We start from the raw sequence: 19,238 nt of genomic DNA, 5'->3' as shown, positions 1-19,238 counted from the left end.
ATAACAATTAAAAGAAACTAATATGGCTAAGATTACAGTAAAAGACGGAACAGAGATTTATTACAAAGATTGGGGAACTGGAACACCAATTTTTTTTCATCATGGCTGGCCATTGTCAGCAGACGATTGGGATGCACAATTATTTTTCTTCCTAAACCAAGGATTTAGAGTAATTGCACACGATAGAAGAGGGCACGGAAGATCTACACAAACAGTTACAGGTAATGAGATGGATACCTATGCATCAGATGTAGCAGAACTTACAGCTTTTCTAGATTTAAAAGATGCGATTCATATCGGACATTCGACTGGCGGCGGCGAAGCCATTCGATATGCTGCAAAATATGGTAAAGACCGAGTGTCTAAAGTGATACTGATTAGTGCTGTAACACCTTATATGATTCAAAACGAAAATAATCCTGATGGAGTGCCATTAGCAGTATTTGATGATATCCGTTTTAATACAGCAAATAACAGACAACAGTTTTATCAGGATATTACTTTTCCTTTTTATGGATACAATAGAGAAGGGGCAGTTATAAAAAAAGGAATTCAGGATAACTGGTGGCGTCAGGGAATGGCGGGCGGCATAAAAGCACATTTTGATTGTATAAAAGCATTTTCTGAAACAGATTTTACAGAGGATTTAAAAAGCGTTGATTATCCAGTACTAATACTTCACGGCGAAGACGATCAAATTGTTCCTCATAATGTTACAGCACTAAGAGCTATTAAACTTGTAAAAAATGGAAAATTGATCACTTATCCAGGACTTTGCCACGGAATACCAACAACAGATGCTGATAAAGTGAATTTAGATATACTTAATTTCATTAAATCCTAAGGTTCATTTTGAAATCTATGTGCATTTTAGAAGACGAATTATAAAAATAAAAGAAAATGGATGCAAGTAAATATTCAAAAACAGCCCTGATATTAATTGACCCATTCAACGACTTTCTATCTGAGGGAGGGAAACTTTATCCGCTTACAAAAGAAACAGTAGAAGGTATTTCGCTGGTGCAAAATCTTAAAAAGTTAATTGAAGGAGCAAGAGACCGCAAAATACAAGTTATTTATGCTCCGCATCATCACACAACGAAACCTGATTATTTAAATTGGAAATTTTTAGCACCTTCTCATCAAGGAAGTCAGAAAGTTGTCTTGTTTGAAAAAAATACTTGGGGAGCTGAGTTTCATCCTGAACTTCAACCACAGCCAGGTGACTTAATAGCTCAAAATCATTGGACAGCCAGCGGTTTTGCCAATACAGATCTGGATTTTTTATTGCGAGTACATAATATCGATCATATCATACTTGCAGGAATGAGAGCCAACACCTGTATTGATTCAACAGCTAGATATGGAGTAGAATTGGGTTATCATGTAACGCTAGTTAAAGATGCAATAGCTGCATTCAATTGGGAAGAAATTCGGGTTACTGTCGAAATTACTTTTCCAAATTATGGACATGCGATGTTGACTACTGAAGAATTTGTAAATAGTCCTAAATCTTGAAGTAATGGAAATCATTTCAGAAAGCAGTGCAACAGCCTTAATTAATGCGTCTATAGAAAAGATTGATCTGACAGAATGGCTCTTTAGTTTAAAAAGCCACGAATATCAAGCTTGTTCGTCTTCACATATTGCTGCAGGCAGATCTATTTCTGTAAATGGTAAAAGAATGTCTATAAATGTTGAACAGGTTGCTGATACACTGTTAATACAAAATTACATTGAAGAAATAGGAGAGAAAGACTATTGTAAAGTAAACTCAATATCAGACTCTTTTTCTCCTTTAGGCAGAACTAAATTAGGAATAGTCTGGGAACTCAAAGTAAAAAAGATTACAGAGAATAGTTGTGAGTTTACTAATGTAGTTACAATTTTAATGACAGACGAATTTTCTTCATTGCTCAAAAAGGCAGGTGTTACCGATTTAAATCCTGTTAAATCTCTTATGGGGCAAAATGTATCAATGCATAATAAAGAAGAAACACCACTATTTGCAAAGGATATTGAGAGTAAAGCTCTTTTGGAAATTTGGAAGTAAAGAGATCAAGAGTTGCTTTAAATGTTAGAGCTGTTGCATAATTTTATTAAATCTTATAAAGAAAAGTCAAGAAAACGTCTTGTTATTTGACTGGGCGTTTTCTTATACTTTACTTCAAATGAACTTCACCTGTACTGCAAAAAAATAGGGCAAAATATTAAAAGAAGGTATTATGTATGCAACCACCACCAAAACCATTATGCTCATTTCTGGAGTTTTTGTGAGTCATCACTATTGGGAAGAGTGGATTGTTTTTTTGGAGAAAAGAGGTTATAAAGTTGTTGCGCCGCCATGGCTTTATAAAAACGACAGTACAGAAAATCTAAGAATGCAAAATCAAACACAGAAAATTGGAACTATAACTTTATCAGACCTTCTTTGTTATTATACAGAAATAATTGAAATACTTCCCGAAAAGCCTATTTTAATAGGACATTCTTATGGTGGTCTTTTAGTACAATTATTGATTCAGAAAGATTTAGCATCAGCTGGAATCTGCATTAATTCTTTTCCGCCATCAGGATTTACATTTTCAAAACTTACATTTTATAAAACCATTTTTGGCCTTTCTAGCAATTTAATTTCTTTAGAAAAAACACATAAATTATCTTTCAAAAATTGGCAGTATATTTTTTTCAATAATGTTTCGTATCACGAACAATCGACTAAATATGAGAAATACGCTATTCCAGAATCTCAAAAGGTATTAAGAGATTTATTTTCAAAAAAAGCTGTAATAAATTTCAAAAAAAGACATTCTCCTCTTTTATTAATTTCCTGCTCACAAGATAAAATTGTAAGTCCAAAATTAATTTATTGGAATTTTAAAAAATACAGAAATGTCCATTCTTTAACCTGTTACAAAAATTTCGACGACCGCAATCATTTTGTTGTATTGGAGCCTCACTGGAAAGAAACTGCATCGCATATTGTGCAATGGCTGGATAAAATATCTTAGTTTATTTTTTTATTGATTTCCAGTTTTTTAATTCTTGAAGTTAAAGTGGAAGGATTGATATCTAGAATTTCTGCAGCCCCGCCTGCTCCAGAGACTTTTCCATTACATTTTTTAAGAATATAAAGAATATAATCACGCTCATTTTCCAACATTGTTTTAATTGAAAATGATTCTGTGGTTTGCTCTGTTTTAAGTATTGATGATGGCGAAAATTCAATAGTTTTAATTGTATTTTCTTCATTAAGCAGTAATGTTCGCTGTATAACATGTTCCATTTCTCTAATATTGCCTTGCCAGCTGTAATTTATAAGCTGTTGTAAAGCGGCCTTAGAAAGTGTTGGAGGTTTTATATTCATATTTTCACTATACATTTTTATAAAATGATCTGCCAATTCTGGAATATCTTCAATTCGGTTTCTAAGAGAAGGCACCAAAATAGGAAAAACATATAATCTATAATATAAATCCATTCTAAAGCGCCCAGCAGCAACTTCATTTTCAAGATCTTTATTTGTCGCTGCTATAATTCGCACATCAATTTTTAGAGGTGCCGACCCGCCAACACGTTCTATATTCTTTTCTTGTAGAACACGCAGTAATTTGACTTGAAGTGTCAGTGGCATTTCTCCAATTTCGTCTAGAAAGATTGTACCTCCGTCTGCCAATTCAAATTTTCCAATACGTCTTTCCAGTGCTCCTGTAAAAGCGCCTTTTTCATGGCCAAAAAGTATAGATTCAGCCAGATTTTCAGGGATTGCACCACAATTTATAATAATTAAAGGTTTTTCTTTTCGTGGAGATAAAGCATGAATACTTTGCGCTATTTTTTCTTTTCCAGTTCCACTTTCACCCAAAATTAAAACTGAAGTCTCAGAGGGAGCTACTTTTTTAATATAGTTAAAAACCGTTGCCATCTGTGAGCTACTGCCAATTATGCCTTCAAAACCTGGTTTTGTAATTTCTGATAGTTCTTTATTTTGAGGGACTGCTTTTGTTTTCGGTTCAATAATTGTTTTTTTATCCGAATATAACTGCGTAAAAAAATGGCAAATGGTGCTTTCAATAGGAATTAATAAATTCAAATTCTCATCTGAGTAAGCATTGTAATCCCTGCTGTAGAAAGTAACACTGAACTTTTGTGAGTTTCCTATTGAAAAAGGGAAAACTAAATATGATTTAATGCCGAAATTATGAGCAATTATTCCTTTTATAGGAGAAACTTGAAAATTGTTAATCAAAGATTCTCTGCTGTAAATAGCAGGATGCAGATCAATCTGAGATTTTTTATAAGTTTCATCTAGTTCTCTACTCGAAATCTCCGCTATTTTAGAAAGTTTAACTACAGGAACAAGTTGATATTCTTCTATATTTTTACGGATAACACCTATGTTGGAATACTGCTCAGTATCAGTAAATCCAGCCTCTAGATAATCAAATGAAATAAAAGTCTGAATTATTTTGGCAAACGAAATCAAACCGTCTTCAAGATTTAGATTTGAGTTTATTAAATCAGTGATATTATTTTTAAGTTGAAATTGATGCTTTAAATGTGATTCTAAGCTGTATTGCTGTCTATAAAAAGCAATTTCCAGAGTAGTCAAAATATCCTGCTCTCTAAAGGGTTTGATAATAAATCCGTAAGGACAGGTTATTTTGGCTTCATTGAGAATTAATTTACTTGAATTTGCCGAAATAAAAATAAATCCAATGTTTCTATTCTTTAAAATATGAGCCAGATCTATCCCGTTTTTATCACCTTTCAGCATGATATCTAGAAATACAAGATCTGGAGTCTGAGTCTGGAGTTTTTCCAAAGCCTGATCTACAGAACGCGCAATTCCCAGCACTTCATAATTTGCTTTTTCAAGAATTAGCTGGAGATCATGTGCTTCAACAAATTGATCTTCAACAATAAGTATACTTTTTTTTACTAGATTTTCAGATTGTGGGGTTTCGTTATAGAGCATTCCCATGTTAGACTTTTATTGAGATTAGAAATCTTGTAATTAATTGATATAAAAATAGTTAATTCTTAGAAATAATCTAGTTGTTTCTTTTAAAATATTAGCAATAAAATCATATTTAATGTGAATTTTCTTGATATTTTTAAAAGAGCTTTCTTGTTTATTTCTATATTTGTTTTTAAACCAAAATAAAACAATAACCTGATTTAAAGCTGATTATGAAAAGAAAGCTGTGTTACTATTTAACTTTATTATTTATTTGTTCGGCAGCAGCTCAAGTGCCTGTAAAAGTTGCCAAATATGACCTTCCTAAAAAAAGGTTATTACTCCAGCTTTGTTCAATGTATTTGTATAATGCTAATCAAGGAGCAATAGATGCAGACAGCTCCGTTGTTTTAGCAGCAACGGCATACAAACTTCCTTTAATGCTGGCTTATGATGAAGGGTTTAGTGAAAAACCTTTCATTGGAAGTGATTTAATAGAAAAAGGAAATAGTGATAAAGCAAAAACGCTTCTCACCAATTTAAAAGGCGAAGAAAAGATTAAACTGCTATTACAATTAGGAAGTTTTTATCTATTTAAACCAGGTGCTAAACCAATAGATCTTCAAAGCGCAAAACACTATATCGACAGTGCAATTGCAGAAAGTAATCAAATCAAAATAGTAAAATGGCAGCATCAAAGTATGTTATTGCTGGGGAAATATTATTTTCAGGCCAATAATCAGTCCCAAAGTATAAAATGCTTTTCGCACGTTATAAACGAATGCCGAAAAAGTAAAGACAAATTGGGTTTAGCGCGGGGTCTAGAAGCCAAAGCAGATGTTTTGCCTAATCAAGATCCTGAAAAAGAAAAAACACTTACTGAAGTAATCTCACTTTATGCAGCATTAGGATTAGAGGAAAAAAGAATCGAAAATTATTCTAAGATTACTACTATTTATTTTTGGTCAGGAAGAATACAAGAAGCAAAAAAGAGACTCTATCAAAATCTAGTTGATTTACGAAAAATTGATTTTGCACATCAGCAGTTTGCAGAAACAACTATATCCTTTCTCGAATTGTATCAGCATAATATAAGACCAGCTTTATACTACGCCTTAAAAAGCGTGAAAAGAATGGAAACTGAAAATGATTATACTTTTGCAGACATTTTTTACATGCGTCTGGGTGATGTTTATAATGTATACGGCCATAATCAGGAGGCATTGCAGCTATATCAAAAAAGTATTAAAATAGGAAAAAATAATTTAGATACGGGAGCTTGGTATAAGAGTTTTTTTAGTGCTGTTGCGGCTTTATCATTAAAAGGGAATAATAAAGAAGCTATTGCTTACATTAATTCCATGACCGCACAATACCCTCCAAAAAGTATTTTCGATAAAATGTCGGTTGCCTTTATTAAAGCTAATTGTTATGAAGCTTTAAAAGATAATATTCAGGCTGAAAAATATTTTAAGGAAATGGATTTTTATTCAAAACAGCTTAATACACCTGAAACAACCAGAGAAATCGCGCATCAATATACTACAATGGCTTTGTTCTACATCAATACAAACAGACCTAAATTAGCTCAATTCTACACAGATAAAATACTAATGTTTGGTAAAAGAGGTATTAGTACTGCTAATACAGAAATGCTTAACATATTGCTTTATAAAATGGATTCGATCAATGGCAATTATAAAGATGCTTTACTACATTTTCAAAATTATAAAAAAATTAGTGATTCAGTGCACGGTATTTCCAAAAACCAACAAATTGAAGAGCTAAAAATTGAATATGAAACTAAAAACAAAGAACAGAAAATCAGACTTTTAAACAATCAATCTAAACTGCAGCAAAGTGAATTGCAAAAATCTAAACTGCTTAATAATGTTTCGAGTGGAAGCTTAGTTCTTTTGCTGATAATTATTGGGTTATTGTATAACCGATATCGATTAAAACAACGAAATCACGCCAAACTGGAGATTAAAGAAAGAGAAATCAACCAAAATAATATTAATCTTAGACATTTACTAGATGAAAAAGAATGGCTGTTGAAAGAGATTCATCATAGGGTAAAAAACAATCTGCAAACGGTAATAAGTCTTTTAAGCTCGCAAGCAGCTTACTTAAATAATGATATGGCTTTGTCTGCAATAAAAAACAGCCAGCACAGAATACACTCCATGTCATTGATTCACCAAAAACTTTATAAGTCAGAAAATATTGCAACAATTAATATGCCCAGCTATATCAATGAATTAGTTGAATATTTAAAGGATTCTTTTTCTATAGGACAGCGAATTCGGTTTGAAATTAGAGTTGAGCAGTTAGAGTTAGATGTTGCGCAGGCAATTCCAATTGGGCTTATCTTGAATGAAGCCATTACCAATTCAATTAAATATGCTTTTCCAGATAACGCGGGTGGAATCATTAGTATCATACTTGAAAAAACTGAAGAAGATCAATACTTGCTGACGATTTCAGATAATGGAATTGGAATTGATACTGCTTTAAGCACAAATAAATCTGATTCTTTTGGGATGAGTTTAATAAAAGGTCTGAGTGATGACTTGGAAGGAAAATTGGTTATGGAAAACAATAACGGTACTATTCTAAAATTGGAGTTTAAGCCAGAACATCCTCTTAATAAAAAGTATTTGAAGAAACCGGATGTAACTTTGGATATCTAAATTGCTTTATGATATTGAATTTGTTTTTATCATATTTCACAAATTTGCTACTAAGCATGGCGAAATATAAAAAAGTATATTTTAAAACAGTGCTTTAAGTGTTTATAATCAACTGTTTATGTTTTGGTACTTGAATTGTTCTAGTTTATTTCGAGCATTTATAAGATGCTGATTTTTAGACAATAGAGTGATCAATATATTATAAAAAACAAAGTTATTATGAAAACAAATTCTTTAAATGCATTAATACTGACAACTGTAGTTGGCAGAAATGAGAAAGATACCGCGCATGGCAGTGAAACTCAATATGCCGAACTTTCAGGAAGAACACTGGCGTATCGCTCCATCGGTAGCGGAACACCTATTATTTTAAGCAACCGTTTTAGAGGTACTCTGGATACATGGGATCCATTATTTTTAGATACACTTGCGGAGAACTTTCGTATTATTACCTTTGATTACACTGGAATCGGTTATTCTACAGGAACACTGCCAACAAATGTAATCTCTGTCGCAAAAGATATTAAAGATTTGGCTTCCTATTTAAAACTGGATAAAATAGTTGTGTTAGGCTGGTCTTGGGGAGGATTAATTGCACAAGCTGCGGCACTTGAATATCCAGAATTAATAACTCGTGCAGTTGTTATTGGTGCGGTGCCATTAGGAGAAAGAATAGTTGAGATAGGACCTGCTTTTTTAGAAGCCGCAGTAAAACCAATAAATGACTTTGATGATGAAATTATTCTTTTTTATGAGCCAAAATCTCAAAAATCAATAGAAGCCGCTAAGATTTCTTATGAGAGAATACGCAAGAGACTTGATGTGTCTAAAATTCCTTCTACAATGGAAGTTTTTCAGCTGTATTTTCAAGCTGGCGGTGCAGCAGTAGAAGATAAGGAAGGACTTAGAGATAAACTTAAAGAAACCACTGTGCCAATTTTAGTAATCTCAGGAGACAACGATATTAGTGCTGCTATTGAAAACTGGTTTCCGCTGCTACGTGAGCTTCCTACTGTGCAGATTATTATACTTCCGCATGCTGGCCACGCTCCGCAGCATCAAGAACCATTACTGACTGCTGGGTATATAAATACCTTTCTGTCACAATAAATGTAATGAATAAGGTTTTAAATGTACTTAATGCAGGTATATCAAAAGTTGGTTAATTCTCTGTATTAAAATAAAGCGGGCTCTTTTCGCAGGCCCGCTTTAATTTTTTCAATTACGCTTTTTGAAGAAATTGTCTTAAAACATATTGAAGTATACCTTCATTTCTATAGTATTCAATTTCTATTTTTGAATCGAGTCTTGCAATTACTTTAAAATTTAATGCTTCTCCGTTCTCTTTAACAGCAGTAACGTCGAGCTCTTTCAAAGGAGTTATATCCTCTGCAATTCCAGTTATGGTAAAATATTCTTTACCTGTAAGTCCAAGCACTGCGGCATTTTCTCCATTTTTGTACTGCAGCGGAAGAACGCCCATACCAACGAGATTGCTTCGATGAATTCTTTCATAGCTTTCTGCCAGTACCGCTTTTACGCCGAGCAGGAAAGTACCTTTTGCTGCCCAATCTCTAGATGAACCGCTTCCGTATTCTTTTCCTGCAAGAATAATTAACGGTGTTTGAGCTTCCTTGTATTTAATAGAAGCCTCATAAATATTCATTTCTTCTCCTGTGGGAAGGAATTTCGTAAAACCTCCTTCATGATCAGCAAGTGCATTTTTGATACGGACATTGGCAAAAGTTCCTCTTATCATCACTTCGTCGTGTCCTCTTCGTGAACCGTAGGAATTAAAATCACTTTTTTCAACACCGCGGCTCATCAGGTAGGCGCCTGCAGCAGAATTTTCTTTAAAGGAACCAGCCGGAGAAATATGATCGGTAGTTATGCTGTCTCCCAAAACCAGCAATGTTCGAGCATTTGAAATGTCTTGCAGCGGTTTTGGATTTTCAGGAAGATTTTTAAAGAATGGCGCTTCCTTTATGTATGTTGAATTCTCATCCCAGCGGTAATTTTTTTGTTCTGGAATAGGAAGCTGCTGCCATATTGAATTGCCTTCAAAAATTGATTCATAACATTGTTGAAATTGTTTTGGAGACAGTACTTCTCTCAATACCGTATTGATTTCATCATCTTCAGGCCATAAATCTTTGAGGTAAACAGGCAGTAGATTAGAATCATATGTAATAGGCTCATTTAACAAATCAATATCAACTCTTCCTGCAATAGCAAAGATCACTACGAGCATTGGAGACATTAAAAAGTTCATTTTGACCTGCGGATGTATTCTCGCTTCAAAGTTTCTATTTCCAGAAAGAACAGAAGCAAGTACAAGATCATAATCTTCTGCCGCTTTTGCCACATGAGGCGGAAGCGGACCGGAATTCCCTATGCAAGACGTACAGCCATAACCTGCTACATGAAATTTAAGAGCTTCTAGATCTTTCAAAAGGTCAGCTTTTATCAAGTAATCTGTTACTACTTTAGAGCCTGGTGCAAGCGAAGTTTTTACCCAAGATTTAGTGTCGATGCCTCTTTCACGTGCTTTTTTGGCTATCAATCCCGCTCCAATCATTACAAAAGGATTGGATGTATTGGTACATGAAGTAATTGCAGCTATGGCAACTGCGCCATCTGAAAGTGTAAATTGTTCAGATCCAAGAGAAACCTCTACGCTGATGCTTCCGTTTTCTGTTTTTTCTTGAATTATTGTTTCATCTGGAAGAGGTGCACTGCTTGTAATTGTTGGCTGCGATCCTCCTTCAGCAAACCATCTCGAAACTTGTTTTTCAGATTTTTTATATTTCCTGCCAAAACTTTTATCAAGTATATCAACAAAAGAAGGCTGTAAATTTTTAAGTAAAATTTTGTCCTGTGGTCTTTTTGGACCTGAAATTGTAGGCTCTATCGTAGAAAGATCGAGTTCAATTACGTCAGTATAATTTATAGATTCATTTCCTGTTCGCCAAAGCATGTTTGCTTTGCAATAGTCTTCTACTAAACTTATCTGTTCTTCTGAACGGTTACTGAGTCGCATATATTCTAAAGTCTTCTGATCAATTGGAAAATAAGAAACCGTACATCCAAATTCTGGCGACATATTTCCGATAGTTGCGCGATCTGGTACGCTCAAACTGTCAAGACCTGGTCCAAATACCTCAACAAATTTTCCTACTACGCCATATTTTCTAAGAAGTTCCGCAATGGTTAAAACCATATCTGTAGAAGTTGATCCCAACGGAATTTTGCCACTAAGCTTAAGTCCGATAACTTCTGGCATAATAAAATATACAGGCTGCCCTAGAATTGCCGCTTCAGCTTCAATACCGCCGACGCCCCAAGCAATAACCCCAATTCCATTAACCATAGGGGTATGGCTGTCAGTTCCCACGAGCGTATCAGGAAAAACTTCTCCATCGCGTTCGATTACACCTTTTGAAAGATATTCCAAGTTAACCTGATGGCAGATACCCATTCCTGGAGGAACCACATTAAAATTTGTAAAAGACTGCTGTGCCCATTTTAAAAACTCATAACGTTCGCTGTTACGCTTGTATTCCTCATCCATATTGCGCTGATAGGAATATTCTGTTCCAAAATAATCGACCTGCACAGAGTGATCGATTACAAGATCAACAGGAATCAACGGATTTATAGCCTCAGAATTTTTTCCTTTTCTAGAAGCTTCAGCACGAAGCGATGCAAGATCAACAACAGCAGGCACTCCCGTAAAATCCTGCATCAAAACTCTGGCAGGTTTAAAAGGAATATCTTTGTCTGAAGCTTCAGGTTTCCAGTTTAGAATGGTTTCAATATTTTCTTTGGTAATGGCAAAATCATCAAAATTTCGCAGTACATTTTCTAAAAGAATCCGAATTGAAAAAGGCATTTTTTCGATATTAAATCCTTGTTGCTGCATTTCAGTTAGACTGTAATATGAAAATTCACCGCTTTGAGTTTTTAACTGCCTTTTAATATTATAAATGTCGTTCTGCATACTCAATGTTATTTAAATTAGTAAGTATTGGACTTAGTCTTAATGTGTTTTGTTTAATTTGTTCAGTTATTAAATTTAATTATTTATTTCCAAACAGTCTATGGTCTATGCTTTATTAAATCGTTTCCTAAATTTCGCTAAAAAAAATCTGTTTTTTGCGAAATATAAAAAATGGACTCACAGAAAATAGATAATTATAACTCGATTGTGCTGCCTATTTCTGGAAGATAAAGTTGTAATCCAGCATTTTTAAATTTGTCAAATGCCTTTTGATGATCCATTACAATAAAGCCGAAAGTATCGTAATGAACACCTAAAATTTTAGTGACGCCAACTAATTTTGAAGCCTCAACAGCTTCTTCTATACCCATAGTCAAACCATCGCCAATGGGAAAAACAGCAAAATCAAGAGGTGTAAATTTAGGGATCAGCTGCATGTCGAGAGTCAGGGCAGTATCTCCACTATAGTAAAAATTCCCTTCAGAAGTAGTCAATACAAAACCGCTGGCAATACCGCCGTAAGAGCCGTCACTAAAACTGCTGGAGTGTTGTGCAATTACGCATTTTACAGTTCCAAAATCAAAATCATATTGTCCTCCGGGATTAATTGGATGCGAATTTTCAATTCCTTTTTTTAAAAGCCAGTTATATATTTCAAAATTACCAAGCACTTTGGCTCCAGTATTTTTGGCAATAAGTTCAACATCTTGAATATGGTCATAATGTGCATGAGAAATAAATATATAATCTGCTTTTATGGCATTTACATCTACATCTTTAGCAAGTTCATTGGGTGTGATAAAAGGATCAAAAAGAATATGCTTTCCATTGGTGAATACAGAAAAACAAGAATGTCCGTAGTAAGTTACTTTCATAATAAATAAGATTAATAAATTGATAATTAGAATAATTGACAAAATTATTATTCAAGTAATGTGCCGCTAAATCGAATAGAAAATTAGAAAAAGGCAAAAATATTTGGCAGCAGTATTTTTCTTTTAAATTGGTTTATCTCAAATTTACAAAATTATATGCTACCAAAGAGCACTAGCTAAACACTTTGCCGTTTTGAAGGTCGTGGCTCTTTTCCACCAAAATATTTCTTCTATCTTTGAAAAGGTAAAAACAAACTATGGAAAAACTGAGAAAACATATTGAGGAAATTATTCCGATTACTGATGAGGAGTTTGAATCAATCAAACCTTTTTTTACGATCAGGAGAGTATTAAAAAATCAATATTTGATTCAGCAGGGAGATGAGGCAAAATATGAATATATTATCATGAGCGGTATTTTCAGGGTTTTTTACCTCGATGAAGATGGAAAGGAGCACATCGTGCAATTTGCAACAGAAAACTGGTGGATGTCTGATTATATTGCATACTTCAACCAAAAGCAGGCCAACATGTATGTGGTTTGTATGGAGCCGGGAGAAGTTTTATGTCTTACGCTTGATGGCAGGGAACAACTTTCTGTCATACTTCATAAAATGGAACATTTTTTTAGAGTAAAACTTACCAAAGGATATATTGCACTACAGCAAAGAGTTATTTCATTGCTTTCTAATAATCCGCAGCAGCGATATACAGAATTTGCGGCTCTTTATCCAAATCTCATTCAAAAAATTCCAAAAAAATATATTGCAGAATATCTCGGGGTCAGCCGCGAAACCCTCAGCAGGCTTTACTCCAATAACAAATAACAGCTGTTTAATCCTCAAAGTGTGATTTCGATCACACTTTTTTTGTGACTTTTCTCCTCGTATTGAGGAGGAGAGCTGGCATAAATTTGCCCTATAAATAATTCATTAACAACCTAAAAAAATATAGAAATGAAAAGACTTATGATCGTAACAATGGCACTTGCCTTTTTTTCTTCTTATGCACAAAATCAAAAAACAACTCTTAAAAACGAAACAAAAATGAACAAGAAAATTTTAATTATTGTGTCTAATGCCAATGCAATTGGACCAAATAACAGAAGAACTGGAACATTTCTTCCAGAAGTAGCACATCCTTATGCCGAATTTGAAAAAGCAAATTATCAAATTGATTTTGCAAGCTTAACTGGAGAGACTCCGTATTTAGATGCTCTTAATTTGGCAAATGATCCTGATAATCTTGCTTTTCTAACAGGAAAAGGATGGGAGACGATGCAGAAGGCGGTTAAACTTTCTACTGTAGAGGTGAGTAAATATGATGCTGTTTTTCTTCCTGGCGGATTAGCTCCAATGGTGGATATGCCGGAAAACGAATTGCTAAAAAAGGTGATTAAAGAAACCTACGAACGCAATGCAGTTGTAGGAGCAGTATGTCATGGTCCCGTATCTTTACTAAATGTAAAACTTAGCAATGGCTCTTATCTCGTAAATGGAAAAAATATCACTTCTTTTACAGATGAAGAAGAAAAAGGTTACGCTATTGCAGATGTACCGTTTTTATTAGAAACAGCATTAACAAAACAAGGAGCAAAATTCCATGCCGCAGCAGTATGGTCAGCTCACAGTATTGCAGATGGTAATTTGGTTACTGGTCAAAATCCTGCTTCCGCGAAAGGCGTAGCAGAAAAAATGATTACTATTTTAGAAAATTCTAAAAAGTAATTGCTTAATTGTATTGACCTTCTTCAAAATGTGGAAGGTCAGTATAATTTCACTTTTAAAATTTTAAAATAATTATAAAAATATATCAAAATGGAAAATCAAAATCCAGTTCATGTTTTTGCTACATGGAAAGTTAAAGAAGGTCAGCTTGAAAATGTTTTAGAATTACTAAAAACGGTACATGCTGAAAGTATAAAAGAAGACGGCAATTTGTTCTATAAAATTCATCAAAGCAATTCAGATGCTAATACAATTGTATTATTTGAAGGATATACTAATGAAGCTGCAGTTGCTGAACATAGAAATTCAGCTCATTTTAAAGACTTCGTTTTGGGTAAAATTGTGCCTTTATTAGATACTAGAGAAATTCTTTTGGCAACACCTTTGCAATATTAATTTATAATATTGTGAACAAAAGGTATTGTAATCCCTGATAATTTGACTAAATTTAAAGGAACAAATCATGAAGAATGACTTAGAATAAAAGCATGATTTTTTAAGATTACCTATTTAAAAAAAGCATTATGGAAAACACCACAAAAATTATATTTCCCTACGATCAAAGTCTCATTAAAGAACTGCCGCTCATTAATAAAAATGATATTGAAAAGATATTGAATACCGCTCAAAATTTATTCAATGATCAATCTAATTGGATTCCAGCTTTTAAAAGAATTGAAATATTAGAAAAAGCCGCTTCGATAATGAATGAAAGAAGCGAAGAACTAATTCATTTGGCAATTAGCGAAGGCGGAAAACCCTATAAAGATTCAAAAGCAGAAATACTTAGAGCCATTAAAGGAGTAAAATTAGCAGCTGAACACATATCGCAGATAAAAGGAGAACAAATCCCAATGGGACTTACTGAAGCTTCTGTAAACAGGATTGCTTTTACTTCTAAAGAACCAATTGGAGTTGTGGCTGCTGTAAGTGCTTTTAATCATCCATTAAATTTGGCGGTACATCAAATTGCGACTGCTGTTGCCGCTGGGTGCCCGGTTATTTTTAAACCGTCAAGCAATACACCTTTGTCGGGTCTTGCCTTGGCTGATATTTTAAGAGAAGCCGGTTTACCAGAAGGATGGGTTCAAGTAGTATTATGTGATAATGAAACAGCAGAATTGTTAGTTACAGATTCCAGAGTTCATTTTCTAACCTTTATTGGTTCAGCAAAAGTAGGCTGGCATCTTAAAAGCAAATTACCGCCTGGAACAAGATGTGCCTTAGAGCATGGCGGAGCTGCGCCTGTAATTGTAGAAAGTGATGCCGATTTTAGCACAATGATTCCAGATTTGGTAAAAGGGGGATTTTACCATGCTGGTCAAGTTTGTGTATCGGTTCAGAAAATATATGTCAATCAGGAGATTTGCGATCGTTTTGTGGAACAGTTTGCTGAAGCTGCCAATAAATTAGTTGTTGGAAACCCGTTTGATGAAAAGACAGATGTTGGCTCACTTATTACATCAAAAGAACTTAGTCGTGTTGAAGAATGGGTTAACGAAGCGATTGGAGAAGGCGCAAAATTAATTGCAGGAGGAAAACGTATTTCTGATACTTGTTTTGAGCCTACAGTATTATTTAACCCATCAGAAGATTCTAAGGTTTCAACAAATGAAATCTTTGGTCCAGTGGTATGTATATATCCTTTTACCAATAGGGAAGAGGCGATAAAAAAAGCAAATGCTTTAGACGTACATTTTCAAGCTGCTGTTTTTACCAAAAACTTAGACATTGCTTTGGATGCCGCTAAAAAATTAAATGCAACTGCCGTTATGGTAAATGACAATACAGCTTTTAGAGTAGATTGGATGCCTTTTGGCGGAAGAGATGCTTCTGGTTTAGGAATGGGAGGGATCTCTTATACTATTGATGATATGACAAGAGAAAAACTGACTGTTTTTAAAAGCAAATATTTATAATTTTAAATAAATTCATAAAAAAAATAGCAACAAAATTAGATCTGTTACTATTTTTTTTATGGGTTAATCGTAATCGAGTCTTAGCTTTTCATTATAAAAGTTCCAGGATCTTTATCGCTCTCTTCTTCATTTGGTTCTTCTTCTTCCCAGTCATTTTCGTCGTATTCTGAATCGAAATCTTCTTCAAGATCTTCTTCCAAATCTCCAAGCACTAAATTATAATGGCCGCTGGCTGTCAAGTTATTTGCAAAACCTCCTTCAAGATAATCATCATAATTTAACAACAATTGTTCTTCATAAGATGTCATATCGCCTGCAAAGTCATCAGACGCATAAAAGTAATTCTCGGATTTCATATATATCAGTTTAAATTAATAGCTTACTTATTCGCTAATTTTCCAATTAACTATTATTAAAAGTAAGATTTTTAAATGCTGAAGGTTTTATATAATTTGCGCAAACCATTGTCAAATTCTCATATAGTAAATGAAAAATATCTAAATGATGAAATGTAAAACCACTAAGGCATAATATCATCTAACGAACTGTTTCCATTACCATTTGATTTTCTTACAACAGTAATCTGTCCGTTAAGTTCCATTACAATTGCTTTAACTTCTTCGATCTGGTCAATTCCTGAATTTCTAATTGTAGAGAATATTTCCGCTTTTGTTATGGCTTCTTTCGCCATAGTTTTTTCTATAAATTTTCCATCATAAAATATTAAGCTGGGTACGGCATTTATAAGCCTTTCCATTTTTTTTGAGGAACGAGCAGTTCGTGCAAAAATATATTGTAAGATGATAATCAAAAATAATACAAGAGCTCCTTCAACCAGCGGAACCATTGCCAGCATCATATACGATAGAGTAGAACCCAAAGCAACAGTAACGACAAAATCAAAGGCATTGAGTTTTGCTAAGGTTCGTTTTCCTGAAATTCTCAGGAAGAAAAATAAAGTAATGAATGCAATTATAGTGGCAATTATAACATGTCCTATACTGATCCAATCTTTAAAAAAAACTTTTTCCATATTCTTAGTAATTAATGGTTGTAGATAATTGTCACTTTCCAAATAAACGAAACCTCCGTAATGGTAATTACAGAGGTTTTAAATCAATCTGTTTTCTATTGCTGTACATTTTGAAAAGATTAGTGCGTCATTTTTATTTACGGATTTCCTTCTCCGCCGCTTGCACCATAAATCTGTCCAGTTGCATAACTAGCATCATTAGCAGCAAGCTGTACATAAATGGAAGCAAGTTCAACTGGCTGTCCAGGTCTTCCCATAGGAGTTTGTGATCCAAATTCTTTAAGTTTTTCCATTGTTGCGCCGCCACTCACTTGAAGCGGTGTCCATATTGGTCCGGGTGCAACTCCATTAACTCTTATGCCTTTTGGACCAAGTTGTTTGGCCAGCGATTTGATATAGTTGGTAGTAGCTGCTTTTGTCTGAGCATAATCGTATAAATCTTCACTAGGCGCATAAGCCTGAACTGAACTTGTCCCTATTATAGAAGCACCTGCTTGTAAATGAGGCAGAGCAGCTTTAATAATCCAAAAAGGAGCATAAATGTTAGTTTTCATTGTCCAGTCAAATTCTTCTGTAGAAATATCTAGAATTGAAGCATTTGTCTGCTGACGAGCAGCATTGTTTACTACAATGTCAAGTCCGCCGAGTTCTTTTACAGCTTTTTCTACGAGTGATTTGCAAAATGCTTCATCGCGTAAATCTCCAGGTATTGCAACGGCTTTTCTTCCTTCAGCCTTAATCAGCTGGATTACTTCTCTGGCGTCTTCTTCTTCAGTTGGAAAATAATTTATAGCTACATCAGCACCTTCTCTTGCATACGCTATTGCAGCAGCTCTTCCCATTCCAGAATCACCTCCAGTTATTAGTGCTTTACGGCCTTTTAAACGGCCAGTTCCTTTATAACTTTTCTCGCCGTGATCGGGTCTTGGATCCATTTTACTGACAAGTCCCGGCCATGGTTGCGATTGTTCTTTAAATGGCGGTCTCGGATATTTTGTAGTAGGATTTTCCGGTCCGTTTACTATGTGTACGCCAGCGTCATTGAGACTGCTGGCAAGTACAGGGTTAATTGCTGCCGTGGCAAGTACCGCCCCCATACCTGTTAGGGCTGAACGGCGCGACATTGTGTTTTTAACATCCATAATATTTAGATTTAAAAATTTACTTTTTATTTAAAATTCCAATTAAAATTAGAAAATGTAGAAAGGATACTCTTATAGAATTTTAAGATTATATTGTAGATATATAATACGTTAGTGACTGGTTTACTATTAGTTATGATGATTTGATTCATAAAAATTAAATCAATAAATGCTGTAAATGTTGCCAGATATTATGTAACGGTCTAAAATAAACGATGAGTAATTTTAATTAAGTTCAGCAGAGACAAATTTTTAGTTATATGCTAATTAGAACTTTAATTAAAAAAAGCGATTATATGAAAGCGATTATACTCTTAGGTACACTTAAAAAGAAAGGAAGATCAAATACCGAAACTCTTGTAGAATTTCTCGGCACTTATCTTGAGAAACAAAATATAGAGTATGAAGTAATTAAACTTGCCGATCATCATATCGTTCCGGGCACTTACACTCATATGGATGTAAAAGATGACTGGCCGTCAATATATCAAAAAATAACTGAAGCACAGATTTTACTTTTTGCAACTCCGCTGTGGTGGAATAGTCATTCTTCGGAATTACAAAGATGTATAGAACGTTTAGATGAGGTGTATGATAAAATACTTGCTGGAGAAGATTCACCACTCGATGGTAAAATTGGAGGAGTTGTTATAACTGGAGATTCTGACGGAGTAGAACATGTAACGGGAAATATTGCTAATTTTTTCTGCAGCATTGGTGTAACACTTCCACCGTATTCATCTCTCGGTGTAATATGGGAAGGACATGCAAAAGGTACAAAGAAGACCAAAACACAGCTTCTTAATTATTATCACCGTAATTATGCAAAAGATGCGAAGTCAATGGCAGAATCTTTAGCAAAAGCTGTAAAATAAATAAAGAATTACCA

The 19,238-nt window shown here is 34.2% G+C and carries 17 protein-coding genes; 11 read left to right on the top strand and 6 right to left on the bottom strand.

Features of this window, described 5'->3' with window-relative positions; genetic code table 11:
- Positions 1-22 precede the first annotated feature (22 nt).
- The 4 genes from ASE40_RS16540 (at position 23) to ASE40_RS16525 (ending at position 3,011) form a co-directional block, all read left to right on the top strand.
- Positions 23-844, top strand: coding sequence for an alpha/beta fold hydrolase (locus ASE40_RS16540; RefSeq protein WP_057118230.1), 822 nt, complete (start codon positions 23-25; stop codon positions 842-844).
- 56 nt (positions 845-900) lie between these two features.
- The gene (locus ASE40_RS16535) at positions 901-1,518 is read left to right on the top strand and encodes a cysteine hydrolase family protein (protein ID WP_057118228.1); all 618 of its coding nucleotides are present in this window, start codon (positions 901-903) and stop codon (positions 1,516-1,518) included.
- Between the two features lie 4 nt (positions 1,519-1,522).
- Positions 1,523-2,053 carry a hypothetical protein gene (locus ASE40_RS16530; protein ID WP_057118226.1) on the top strand — a complete coding sequence of 177 codons (531 nt, stop codon included), beginning with the start codon at positions 1,523-1,525 and terminating at the stop codon, positions 2,051-2,053.
- Between the two features lie 172 nt (positions 2,054-2,225).
- Complete coding sequence (locus ASE40_RS16525; RefSeq protein WP_241774387.1) at positions 2,226-3,011, top strand: alpha/beta hydrolase; 786 nt, start codon at positions 2,226-2,228, stop codon at positions 3,009-3,011.
- Here ASE40_RS16525 and ASE40_RS16520 read toward each other — a convergent pair.
- Positions 3,008-4,984, bottom strand: a complete 1,977-nt coding sequence (locus ASE40_RS16520) for a sigma 54-interacting response regulator (RefSeq protein ID WP_082586824.1) — start codon at positions 4,982-4,984, stop codon at positions 3,008-3,010. The two genes, ASE40_RS16525 and ASE40_RS16520, sit on opposite strands and share 4 nt — an antisense overlap.
- Before the next feature lie 209 nt (positions 4,985-5,193).
- Between ASE40_RS16520 and ASE40_RS16515 the strand changes: the two genes are divergently transcribed.
- Both ASE40_RS16515 and ASE40_RS16510 read left to right on the top strand, forming a co-directional pair.
- Entirely contained in the window at positions 5,194-7,653 is a 2,460-nt protein-coding gene (locus tag ASE40_RS16515) for a sensor histidine kinase (protein ID WP_057118224.1), read from the top strand.
- 219 nt (positions 7,654-7,872) lie between these two features.
- Positions 7,873-8,763, top strand: coding sequence for an alpha/beta fold hydrolase (locus ASE40_RS16510; RefSeq protein ID WP_082586823.1), 891 nt, complete (start codon positions 7,873-7,875; stop codon positions 8,761-8,763).
- 112 nt (positions 8,764-8,875) lie between these two features.
- Here the strand turns inward: ASE40_RS16510 and acnA are convergent, their stop codons facing one another.
- A complete protein-coding gene (acnA, locus tag ASE40_RS16505; RefSeq protein ID WP_057118223.1) occupies positions 8,876-11,653 on the bottom strand; it encodes an aconitate hydratase AcnA in 2,778 nt (925 codons plus the stop codon).
- A gap of 194 nt (positions 11,654-11,847) precedes the next feature.
- The gene (locus ASE40_RS16500) at positions 11,848-12,528 is read right to left on the bottom strand and encodes a metal-dependent hydrolase (protein ID WP_057118221.1); all 681 of its coding nucleotides are present in this window, start codon (positions 12,526-12,528) and stop codon (positions 11,848-11,850) included.
- Between the two features lie 257 nt (positions 12,529-12,785).
- Between ASE40_RS16500 and ASE40_RS16495 the strand changes: the two genes are divergently transcribed.
- The 4 genes from ASE40_RS16495 to ASE40_RS16480 all read left to right on the top strand — a co-directional run bounded on the left by ASE40_RS16495 (position 12,786) and on the right by ASE40_RS16480 (position 16,174).
- On the top strand, positions 12,786-13,355 hold the full coding sequence (locus ASE40_RS16495) for a Crp/Fnr family transcriptional regulator (RefSeq protein WP_057118219.1): 570 nt from the start codon (positions 12,786-12,788) through the stop codon (positions 13,353-13,355).
- 129 nt (positions 13,356-13,484) lie between these two features.
- Positions 13,485-14,255, top strand: a complete 771-nt coding sequence (locus ASE40_RS16490) for a type 1 glutamine amidotransferase domain-containing protein (protein ID WP_198530127.1) — start codon at positions 13,485-13,487, stop codon at positions 14,253-14,255.
- A 90-nt stretch (positions 14,256-14,345) separates the two neighbouring features.
- Positions 14,346-14,651: a putative quinol monooxygenase gene (locus tag ASE40_RS16485; RefSeq protein ID WP_057118217.1), complete on the top strand. Its 306-nt coding sequence runs from the start codon at positions 14,346-14,348 to the stop codon at positions 14,649-14,651.
- A 128-nt stretch (positions 14,652-14,779) separates the two neighbouring features.
- Positions 14,780-16,174 carry an aldehyde dehydrogenase family protein gene (locus tag ASE40_RS16480; RefSeq protein WP_057118216.1) on the top strand — a complete coding sequence of 465 codons (1,395 nt, stop codon included), beginning with the start codon at positions 14,780-14,782 and terminating at the stop codon, positions 16,172-16,174.
- Between the two features lie 80 nt (positions 16,175-16,254).
- Here ASE40_RS16480 and ASE40_RS16475 read toward each other — a convergent pair whose 3' ends face one another.
- The 3 genes from ASE40_RS16475 to ASE40_RS16465 all read right to left on the bottom strand — a co-directional run bounded on the left by ASE40_RS16475 (position 16,255) and on the right by ASE40_RS16465 (position 18,349).
- Entirely contained in the window at positions 16,255-16,530 is a 276-nt protein-coding gene (locus ASE40_RS16475) for a hypothetical protein (RefSeq protein ID WP_057118215.1), read from the bottom strand.
- 164 nt (positions 16,531-16,694) lie between these two features.
- Entirely contained in the window at positions 16,695-17,207 is a 513-nt protein-coding gene (locus tag ASE40_RS16470) for a DUF421 domain-containing protein (RefSeq protein WP_057118214.1), read from the bottom strand.
- A 137-nt stretch (positions 17,208-17,344) separates the two neighbouring features.
- Positions 17,345-18,349, bottom strand: a complete 1,005-nt coding sequence (locus ASE40_RS16465; RefSeq protein ID WP_057118213.1) for an SDR family oxidoreductase — start codon at positions 18,347-18,349, stop codon at positions 17,345-17,347.
- A gap of 296 nt (positions 18,350-18,645) precedes the next feature.
- Between ASE40_RS16465 and ASE40_RS16460 the strand changes: the two genes are divergently transcribed.
- The gene (locus tag ASE40_RS16460; RefSeq protein ID WP_057119799.1) at positions 18,646-19,224 is read left to right on the top strand and encodes a flavodoxin family protein; all 579 of its coding nucleotides are present in this window, start codon (positions 18,646-18,648) and stop codon (positions 19,222-19,224) included.
- Positions 19,225-19,238: the final 14 nt, after the last annotated feature.

This window comes from Flavobacterium sp. Root935, from assembly GCF_001429295.1.
In the GTDB taxonomy this organism is placed as follows: Bacteria; Bacteroidota; Bacteroidia; order Flavobacteriales; family Flavobacteriaceae; genus Flavobacterium.
The sequence above is the reverse complement of the archived record's forward strand: the minus strand, read 5'-3'. Positions and strand labels throughout refer to the sequence as shown.

What these genes read in the sequence shown, in the direction of transcription:
- ASE40_RS16540 (WP_057118230.1), top strand. Translation starts at nt 23, where the DNA reads ATGGCTAAGATTACAGTAAAAGACGGAACAGAGATTTATTACAAAGAT.
- ASE40_RS16535 (WP_057118228.1), top strand. Translation starts at nt 901, where the DNA reads ATGGATGCAAGTAAATATTCAAAAACAGCCCTGATATTAATTGACCCA.
- ASE40_RS16530 (WP_057118226.1), top strand. Translation starts at nt 1,523, where the DNA reads ATGGAAATCATTTCAGAAAGCAGTGCAACAGCCTTAATTAATGCGTCT.
- ASE40_RS16525 (WP_241774387.1), top strand. Translation starts at nt 2,226, where the DNA reads ATGTATGCAACCACCACCAAAACCATTATGCTCATTTCTGGAGTTTTT.
- ASE40_RS16520 (WP_082586824.1), bottom strand. Translation starts at nt 4,984, where the DNA reads ATGGGAATGCTCTATAACGAAACCCCACAATCTGAAAATCTAGTAAAA.
- ASE40_RS16515 (WP_057118224.1), top strand. Translation starts at nt 5,194, where the DNA reads ATGAAAAGAAAGCTGTGTTACTATTTAACTTTATTATTTATTTGTTCG.
- ASE40_RS16510 (WP_082586823.1), top strand. Translation starts at nt 7,873, where the DNA reads ATGAAAACAAATTCTTTAAATGCATTAATACTGACAACTGTAGTTGGC.
- acnA (WP_057118223.1), bottom strand. Translation starts at nt 11,653, where the DNA reads ATGCAGAACGACATTTATAATATTAAAAGGCAGTTAAAAACTCAAAGC.
- ASE40_RS16500 (WP_057118221.1), bottom strand. Translation starts at nt 12,528, where the DNA reads ATGAAAGTAACTTACTACGGACATTCTTGTTTTTCTGTATTCACCAAT.
- ASE40_RS16495 (WP_057118219.1), top strand. Translation starts at nt 12,786, where the DNA reads ATGGAAAAACTGAGAAAACATATTGAGGAAATTATTCCGATTACTGAT.
- ASE40_RS16490 (WP_198530127.1), top strand. Translation starts at nt 13,485, where the DNA reads ATGAAAAGACTTATGATCGTAACAATGGCACTTGCCTTTTTTTCTTCT.
- ASE40_RS16485 (WP_057118217.1), top strand. Translation starts at nt 14,346, where the DNA reads ATGGAAAATCAAAATCCAGTTCATGTTTTTGCTACATGGAAAGTTAAA.
- ASE40_RS16480 (WP_057118216.1), top strand. Translation starts at nt 14,780, where the DNA reads ATGGAAAACACCACAAAAATTATATTTCCCTACGATCAAAGTCTCATT.
- ASE40_RS16475 (WP_057118215.1), bottom strand. Translation starts at nt 16,530, where the DNA reads ATGAAATCCGAGAATTACTTTTATGCGTCTGATGACTTTGCAGGCGAT.
- ASE40_RS16470 (WP_057118214.1), bottom strand. Translation starts at nt 17,207, where the DNA reads ATGGAAAAAGTTTTTTTTAAAGATTGGATCAGTATAGGACATGTTATA.
- ASE40_RS16465 (WP_057118213.1), bottom strand. Translation starts at nt 18,349, where the DNA reads ATGGATGTTAAAAACACAATGTCGCGCCGTTCAGCCCTAACAGGTATG.
- ASE40_RS16460 (WP_057119799.1), top strand. Translation starts at nt 18,646, where the DNA reads ATGAAAGCGATTATACTCTTAGGTACACTTAAAAAGAAAGGAAGATCA.